This is a genomic window from Sphaerisporangium sp. NPDC088356 (genome assembly GCF_040685555.1).
In the GTDB taxonomy this organism is placed as follows: Bacteria; Actinomycetota; Actinomycetes; order Streptosporangiales; family Streptosporangiaceae; genus Sphaerisporangium.
This window is the reverse complement of the sequence record NZ_JBFBIK010000191.1, coordinates 1-8,424: the sequence shown is the minus strand read 5'-3', so window position 1 is coordinate 8,424 and position 8,424 is coordinate 1. Positions and strand designations below refer to the sequence as shown.

7 protein-coding genes are annotated in these 8,424 nt (G+C 68.7%); all 7 read left to right on the top strand.

Annotated elements, in window-relative coordinates; all coding sequences use genetic code 11:
* On the top strand, positions 1-529 hold a 529-nt coding region (gene ruvA / locus AB0O34_RS35200; RefSeq protein ID WP_363923054.1), incomplete at its 5' end, for a Holliday junction branch migration protein RuvA.
* Between the two features lie 9 nt (positions 530-538).
* A complete protein-coding gene (gene ruvB / locus AB0O34_RS35195) occupies positions 539-1,600 on the top strand; it encodes a Holliday junction branch migration DNA helicase RuvB (protein WP_363923052.1) in 1,062 nt (353 codons plus the stop codon).
* 474 nt (positions 1,601-2,074) lie between these two features.
* A complete protein-coding gene (gene yajC / locus AB0O34_RS35190; RefSeq protein ID WP_363923050.1) occupies positions 2,075-2,428 on the top strand; it encodes a preprotein translocase subunit YajC in 354 nt (117 codons plus the stop codon).
* Between the two features lie 81 nt (positions 2,429-2,509).
* The gene (secD, locus tag AB0O34_RS35185) at positions 2,510-4,267 is read left to right on the top strand and encodes a protein translocase subunit SecD (protein WP_363923048.1); all 1,758 of its coding nucleotides are present in this window, start codon (positions 2,510-2,512) and stop codon (positions 4,265-4,267) included.
* Positions 4,267-5,346 carry a protein translocase subunit SecF gene (secF, locus tag AB0O34_RS35180; protein ID WP_363923046.1) on the top strand — a complete coding sequence of 360 codons (1,080 nt, stop codon included), beginning with the start codon at positions 4,267-4,269 and terminating at the stop codon, positions 5,344-5,346. The genes secD and secF overlap by 1 nt, the downstream gene beginning before the upstream one ends.
* A 79-nt stretch (positions 5,347-5,425) precedes the next feature.
* Positions 5,426-5,944 (top strand): adenine phosphoribosyltransferase, encoded by a 519-nt coding sequence (locus AB0O34_RS35175; RefSeq protein WP_363923044.1) that lies wholly within the window; start codon positions 5,426-5,428, stop codon positions 5,942-5,944.
* A gap of 233 nt (positions 5,945-6,177) precedes the next feature.
* Positions 6,178-8,364: a bifunctional (p)ppGpp synthetase/guanosine-3',5'-bis(diphosphate) 3'-pyrophosphohydrolase gene (locus tag AB0O34_RS35170; protein ID WP_363923042.1), complete on the top strand. Its 2,187-nt coding sequence runs from the start codon at positions 6,178-6,180 to the stop codon at positions 8,362-8,364.
* Positions 8,365-8,424: the final 60 nt, after the last annotated feature.

The window sequence follows — 8,424 nt, the reverse complement described above, 5'->3', positions numbered from 1 at the left end:
ACCCGGATGCCGTCTTCATCTTCCGGGCCGCCACCCTCACCACCGCGAACGCCAGATGGTGGTCCGCGAGGATTCCCTGACGCTCTTCGGCTTCGGCACCGACGACGAGCGCGCGGTCTTCGAAATGCTCCAGACCGCGTCGGGTGTGGGCCCGAGGCTCGCCCTCGCCATGCTCGCCGTGCACGCGCCGAACGCCCTTCGGGTCGCGGTCGCGAGCGCCGACGTCAAGGCGCTCACCCTGGTCCCCGGCATCGGGCAGAAGGGCGCGCAGCGCATCATCCTGGAGCTGAAGGACAAGCTCGGCACGCCCGACGCGGCCGTGGCCGCCGCGCTCAACGGGCAGGCCAAGAAGCCCGCGTGGCGCGAGCAGGTGCATTCCGGCCTCGTCGGCCTCGGCTACTCCTCAAGGGACGCCGACGAGGCGATCGCGATCGTCTCCTCCGAGGCCGACGCCGAGCTGGCCGCCGGGCGCACCCCTGCGGTCGCGGCGCTGCTGAAGGCGGCCCTGCGGGCCCTGAGCGTGCGATAGGGGCCCTGTATGAGCCTGGAGAGAGATCTTGTGTCGCCGGACGCCGAGGGCGACGAGCAGGCCATCGAGTCGGCGCTGCGTCCCAAGCGGCTGGGCGAGTTCATCGGCCAGGGCCGGGTGCGCGAGCAGCTCTCCCTGGTGCTCGAAAGCGCGGTGCGCCGCAACCGGCCGCCCGACCACGTGCTGATGAACGGCTCGCCCGGCCTCGGCAAGACCACCCTCGCCATGATCATCGCGGCCGAGCTCGGCATGCCCCTCAGGCTGACCTCCGGGCCCGCGCTCGAACGGGCGGGCGACCTGGCGGCGATCCTGTCGACCCTGTCCGAGGGCGAGGTGCTGTTCATCGACGAGATCCACCGCATGGCACGCCCCGCCGAGGAGATGCTCTACCTCGCCATGGAGGACTTCCGGGTCGACATCGTGGTGGGCAAGGGGCCGGGGGCGACCGCGATCCCGCTGGAGATCGCCCCGTTCACTCTGGTGGGCGCCACGACCCGCGCGGGCCTGCTGCCCGCCCCGCTGCGCGACAGGTTCGGCTTCGTCGCCCATCTGGACTTCTACGAGGTCGAGGAGCTTGAGCAGGTGCTGCGCCGTTCGGCCCGCCTGCTGTCGCTCGACCTTCCCGAGGAGGGCGCGCACGAGATCGCGCGGCGCTCGCGTGGCACGCCCCGCATCGCCAACCGCCTGCTCAGGCGGGTCCGCGACTTCGCCGAGGTCCGCACCGACGGCCTCATCACCAGGGACATCGCCTCGGCCGCCCTCAACCTGTACGAGGTGGACGCCGAAGGGCTCGACCGGCTCGACCGGGCGGTTCTCCGCGCACTGCTTCGCAGGTTCGGGGGCGGTCCCGTCGGGCTGTCCACGCTGGCCGTGGCCGTGGGGGAGGAGCCCGAGACCGTCGAGGTCGTCGCCGAGCCCTTCCTCGTACGGCAGGGCCTGCTCGCCCGCACGCCCCGGGGCCGGGTGGCCACGGCCTCAGCCTGGGCCCACCTCGGCATGACCCCTCCGCCGGACGCCTTCGGCGCGATGAGCCACCCGATGCTCTTCGACGATCCCGGTCCGGTGACCTGATCTCAGCCCGATCTCAGCCCGTGAAGCCGGAACTTCGCGACAATTCGGTCTCGGCTGTCCGTCCGGTCTCCGGGCGTCACCGTGACCGCCGGATCCCGTCCTGACTGATGGACTTGACAGCGATCTCCGGCGGCTCGGTCGCCTCGCGGTGACCGTCGCCCCTGGTCCGGCCCCGTCCGCCCGGCGTACCGCCTGCTCCGGCGGTGGTCGCGCGACCCGCCCGTCGACGACGGCTGAAAGTTTCAAGCCTGCCGTATCGGCTGGTCACAGATCGGTGACAACGGGAACTTTCCTGCGTGCCGGAGCGTGGGTTCGTTGCCGGGGTTTGACAAGCTCGCCTAAACTCCGTGGCTTGGCTGGCTGTGTACGCTGACATGATCAGAGTGTGGCCGTGCCGTTCGTCGCCAGACATCCGGCGCCAGGCCGGTCAGTTCTTAACCGGAAGGAAGCCCCGTGCAGGGCCTTGGATCGTTCGTGCCACTGATCTTGCTGGTCGTGGTCTTTTACTTCCTGCTCATCCGGCCGCAGCGCAAGCGGCAGCAGGAGCAGGCGCAGATGCAGAGCAGCCTCACGCCGGGCACCAGTGTCATGACCACCACCGGCCTGTTCGCGACCGTCTCCGCGGTCCAGGACGACGACGTGATCCTGGAGATCGCGCCCGGCGTCGAGACCCGGTGGACCAAGGCTGCCATCGGCCGCGTGCTGACGCCGGTCGAGGAGGAGACGGTGGACAATGGAGAAGGCGTCCGGGACACCGTCACCGACGAGACGGTGATCGACACCCCTGAGCACAGGGGAGACGAGGGCTCGACTAATCAGAAGTCCTGAGTAGGCTCACCGCAAACCCCTTGACGAAAGAACTGACCACCAGTGGCCCCATCGACCAGCAGCCAGAGTAGGCCGGGACGCGTGCTCCTGGCGCTCCTGGCACTCATCCTCGCCATGGGCGCGACGATGCTCCTTCAAAAGGCATTCGTCCCGAAGTTCGCACTCGATCTCGCCGGCGGGACCACGGTGACGCTGTCACCGGTCACGCAGAGCGGCGCGGCTCCCTCCCAGGAGAGCCTCGACCTGGCCGTCAACATCATCCGTGAGCGGGTGAACGGCACCGGCCTCGCCGACGCCGACGTCGCCAAGTCCGGTGACAACATCATCATCTCCGTGGGCGGCGCGGGCACCGACGAGGTGGTAAAGAGCGTCGGCACCACGGCCGAGCTGCGCTTCCGTCAAGTGCTCGCGGTGGCCGCGGCCAACGCCGTGCCCGGCAAGCTGCCGACCGCCCCCGCGACGCCGGCGCCGTCCGGCAGCGGGAGCCCGGCGCCCACGGGCAAGAGCTCCTCGAAGCCGACCTCCTCGGCCAAGCCGTCGTCGACCGCGAACCCCGCGCCGAGCGGCACGCCCGCCGGCCGGGCCCTGTCCTCGGCGCTGACCGCCCCGACGCCCGCGCCTTCGGCCTCGGGCGACAAGGCGAAGCCGAGCGGCAAGGCGACTCCCGAGCCGAGCTCCTCGGCGGCCTCGGGCCAGCCGAGCGCCCAGCCGACGGCCCCCTCCGCCGAGGACCCGCTGGCAGGCGCCGACCTCACCGGCGTCGACCCCGCCGTGGCCGAGAAGTTCAAGACTCTCGACTGCACCGGGAAGGACCACGGCCAGGGCGTCCAGGACGATCCCGAAAAGCAGATCGTGGCCTGCAGCGACGACGGCACCGCCAAGTACGTCCTGGAGAAGGCCGCGGTGAAGGGCACCGAGGTCTCCGGCGCCACCTCGGGCGTCGACTCCACCACCGGCGAGTGGATCGTCTCGGTCAACTTCAAGAGCAAGGGCGCCAGCCAGTTCGCGCAGATCACCGGGCAGATCACCAGCGCCCCGCAGCCGCGCAACCAGCTCGCCATGGTGCTCGACGGCGTGGTCATCTCCGCTCCGGTCATCGAGGAGCCCATCCCCGGCGGCCAGGCCCGCATCTCCGGAAGCTTCACGCAGAAGACCTCCACCGACCTGGCCAACCAGCTGAAGTTCGGCGCGCTCCCGCTGAAGTTCAACCAGAGCTCGATCGAGGAGGTCTCCTCCACGCTCGGCGCCGACCAGCTGCAGGGCGGCCTGCTCGCGGGCGGCATCGGCCTCATCCTGGTGGTGCTCTACTCCCTGCTGTACTACCGGGGTCTCGGGCTTGTCGCGGTCGCGAGCCTCGGGGTGGCGACGATCCTGACCTACCAGTCGGTGGTCCTGCTGGGCCACAACGCGAACTTCCGCCTGTCGCTGCCGCACATCATCGGCCTGATCGTCTCGATCGGTATCACCGCCGACTCCTTCATCGTCTACTTCGAACGCATGCGTGACGAGATGAAGGAAGGCAGGCGCTCGCTCCGGGTGGCCGTCGAGGTGGCCTGGGTTCGCGCCCGGCGCACGATCCTGATCGCCGACGCGGTCATGTTCATCGCCGCTCTGGTGCTCTACTTCCTGGCCGTCGGCGGCGTTGCCGGGTTCGCCTTCGCCATGGGGCTCACCACCCTGATCGACATCATGGTGGTGTTCCTGTTCACCAAGCCGTTCGTCGCCGCGCTGGCGAAGCTGCCGTTCTTCGCCAAGGGCCACAAGCTGTCGGGCCTGGACGCCGAGCGCATGAGCCGCGAGCCGTCCGACGCCCGCACGACCGTTACGCAGGAGGGCTGATGTCGCGCATCGGCGTGATCGGGCGCCGTCTGTACCGCGGCGAGGTCGACATCGACTTCGTCGGGCGCTATAAGCTCTGGTCCACCGTGTCCGGGCTGCTTCTGCTCATCTCCATCGCCGGCCTGGTCATCCAGGGGCTCAACCTGGGCGTGGAGTTCAAGGGCGGCTCGGTCTTCAGCTTCGCCAAGTCGCCGTCGTCCTCCATCCAGGACGTGCGGTCCACGGTCGAGGGCGCGGGCGTCCACCAGGTCATCGTCCAGGACACCCGTACCCGCTGGCGGGTGACCACCGAGAGCCTCCCGGTCAGCGAGGTCAGCCGGGTCCAGAGCGTCATCTCCGACAAGTACAACATCCCGGGCGACCAGGTCAGCAAGCAGATCATCGGCGCGACGTGGGGCGGTGAGGTCCTCAACAAGGCCGTCATCGGCCTGATCGTCTTCATGATCGCGATCATCCTTTACCTCACGCTGGCCTTCGAGTGGAAGATGGCGCTGGCCGCGGTGGTCGCGCTGATCCACGACCTGGTCATCACCGCGGGCGTGTACGCCTGGTCGGGGTTCGAGGTGACCCCGGCGACCATGCTGGGCTTCCTCACGATCCTCGGTTACTCGCTGTACGACGCGGTGGTCGTGTTCGACATGATCAAGGAGGTCACCGCCAAGCTCGGCACGACCTCCAAGATGACCTACACCGAGGCCGCCAACAACGCGCTGAACCACACGCTGATCCGGTCGCTGAACACCTCGCTGGTCGCGATCCTGCCGGTGGCGGCGATCCTGTTCATCGGCACCACGCTGTTCGGCGCGGGCACGCTGAAGGACCTGTCGCTGGCCCTGTTCGTCGGCATGATCGTCGGCACGTACTCCTCGCTGTGCGTGGCGACCCCGCTGCTCGTGCGGCTCAAGGAGCGCGAGCCGAAGTACCTGGCGATCGCCAAGCGGCTCTCCACCAACAAGGGCGGCTCGGCCGTCAGAAACGCCGTGCCCGCCAAGGGCAAGGAGCCCGCGGCCGCCGCGAGCTCCACGTCCCCGGGCTCGTCCAACGGCGTGGTGGCCGCGAGCAAGCGTAAGAAGCGTTAGAACAGCGTTCCCCGCGACGCCCCCGTGATCTCACTGGTATCACGGGGGCGCTTCGCTGTCGTCTGGAAGGAACCCCCGCATGACCGACCTGACCACGACGATCCTCAGCAGGATCAGGGACGTGCCCGGCTATCCCAAGCCCGGCGTCGTCTTCAAGGACATCACGCCGCTGCTCGGCGACCACGCCGCGTTCTCCGCCGTGATCGACGCGCTCGCCGACGAACTGGACGTCGACAAGGTCGTCGGCATCGAGGCCCGGGGCTTCATCCTCGCCGCCCCGGTCGCCTGCAAGGCCGGCGCGGGGTTTGTGCCTATCCGTAAAAAGGGCAAACTCCCTGCCGAGACGCTCGAAGCGTCCTACGATCTAGAGTACGGCTCCGCCGTCATCGAAGTGCACCGCGACGCGTTCGCTCCGGGCGACCGCGTGCTCATCGTCGATGACGTGCTGGCCACGGGCGGCACCGCCCGGGCGGCGGTGGAGCTGGTCAGCCGTGCAGGCGCCGAGGTCGTGGGCGTTTCCGTGCTGATGGAGCTCGCCTTCCTCAAGGGCCGCGACCGTTTGGGCGACGTCGATGTACGCGCTTTGGTGGTCGTCTGATCCACTCCCGCGAGGTCGGTGCCCCCAGCGTGGATACACTGGAGAATCTGGACTCGACGTGAGGAGTCTGAGTGCCCCGTGATGTGGCCTTGCCCGAAGTGACCGACACCCCTGAGCCGGTTTCCGCGCCCGCGGACGAAACGGGTTTAGCCATGTCCGCAGGCACGGACGAGAAACCGGCGCCTGCCGTACGCCGCAGGCTTTCCCGGTTCGGGGGGCAATGGGGTGGCGCGATGAATCCGGTTCTGGAACCTCTGTTCAAGACGGTCCGGGCCACACACCCCAAGGCGGATCTGCGCCTGATCGAGCGTGCCTACGACGTCGCCGCCTACCACCACCGCGACCAGAAGCGGAAGAGCGGTGATCCCTACATCACCCATCCGCTCGCGGTCGCGACGATCCTCGCGGAGCTCGGCACCGACGACGAGACCCTGTGCGCCGCGCTGCTCCACGACACCGTGGAGGACACCGCGTACGGCCTCGACGAGCTGAGCGCCGACTTCGGCGAGAGCATCTCGCTGCTCGTCGACGGCGTGACCAAGCTCGACAAGGTCAAGTTCGGCGACGCGGCCCAGGCCGAGACCGTCCGCAAGATGGTCGTGGCGATGTCCCGCGACATCCGGGTGCTGGTCATCAAGCTCGCCGACCGCCTCCACAACATGCGCACCCTGCGCTACCTCCCGAGGCACAAGCAGGAGCAGAAGGCCCGCGAGACGCTGGAGATCTTCGCGCCGCTGGCCCACAGGCTCGGCATGAACACCATCAAATGGGAGCTTGAGGATCTGGCGTTCGGGATGCTCTATCCCAAGCGCTACGACGAGATCGCCCGCATGGTGTCCGAGCGGGCCCCGCGCCGCGACCTGTTCCTGCAGGAAGTGATCGAGAAGGTCTCCGCCGACCTGCGCGAGGCCAAGATCCGCGCGGCGGTCAAGGGCAGGCCCAAGCACTACTACTCGATCTACCAGAAGATGATCGCGCGCGAGGTCGCGTTCGACGACATCTACGACCTGGTGGGCATCCGCGTGCTGGTCGACACGGTCCGCGACTGCTACGCCGCGCTCGGAACGATCCACGCCCGATGGAATCCTGTGCCCGGCCGGTTCAAGGACTACATCGCGATGCCCAAGTTCAACATGTACCAGTCGCTGCACACGACGGTCATCGGGCCCGAGGGCAAGCCGGTGGAGCTGCAGATCCGCACGCGCGCGATGCACCACCGCGCCGAGTACGGCGTCGCGGCCCACTGGAAGTACAAGGAGGAGATGGGCACCTCCGGGCCGGCGGGGGCCCGCATGAAGTCCGCCGGCGACATGGCCTGGCTCCGCCAGCTGCTCGACTGGCAGAAGGAGACCGCCGACCCGGGCGAGTTCCTCGAGTCGCTGAGGTTCGACCTGTCGGTGTCGGAGGTGTTCGTCTTCACGCCGCGCGGCCAGGTGATCGCGCTTCCAGAGGGCGCCACGCCGGTCGACTTCGCCTACGCCGTGCACACCGAGGTCGGGCACCGGTGCATAGGAGCACGCGTGAACGGCCGCCTGGTGCCGCTGGAGTCGCGCCTGAGCAACGGCGACGCGGTGGAGATCTTCACCTCCAAGTCGCCCGACGCCGGCCCGTCCCGTGACTGGCTGAAGTTCGTCAAGAGCGGCCGGGCGCGCAACAAGATCCGCCAGTGGTTCTCCAAGGAGCGCCGCGAGACGGCGATCGAGGCCGGCAAGGAGGCCATCGGCCGCGCCATGCGCAAGCAGGGGCTCCCGCTGCAGCGCCTGATGTCCGGAGAGAGCCTCCTGGCCCTCGCCAGGGACCTGCGCTACCCCGACGTCTCCGCGCTGTACGCGGCCGTCGGAGAGGGGCACACGGCCGCTCAGGCGGTCGTGCAGAAGCTCGTGCAGTCGCTCGGGGGGGTCGAGGGCGCCGAGGAGGACATCGCCGAGGCCGCCGTCCCCACCAAGCTGCGGGGCAGGCCGCGCACCGGCACCAACGCCGGCGTCATCGTTGCGGGCGACTCCGACGTGTGGGTGCGGCTGTCGCGCTGCTGCACCCCGGTGCCCGGCGACGACATCGTGGGCTTCGTGACCCGGGGGCACGGCGTGTCGGTGCACCGCCTCAACTGCCCGAACATCGAGCAGCTGAGGTCCGAGCCCGACCGCCTGGTCGAGGTCAGCTGGTCGCCCAGCGACGACTCGGTGTTCCTGGTGGCCATCCAGGTGGAGGCGCTCGACCGGCCGCGCCTGCTGTCGGACGTCACCCGCATGCTGTCCGACCAGCACGTGAACATCCTGTCCGCCTCGGTCACCACCTCCCGTGACCGCACGGCGGTAAGCAAGTTCACCTTCGAGATGGGCGATCCCAAGCATCTGGGTCACGTGCTGAAGGCGGTGCGCAACATCCAGGGCGTCTACGACGTCTACCGCGTCACCAACTGATCGGCGATCAGGTGCCGGTTCCCGGCATCCCTTTTGTGCCATATGCCCACATTGTTCCGG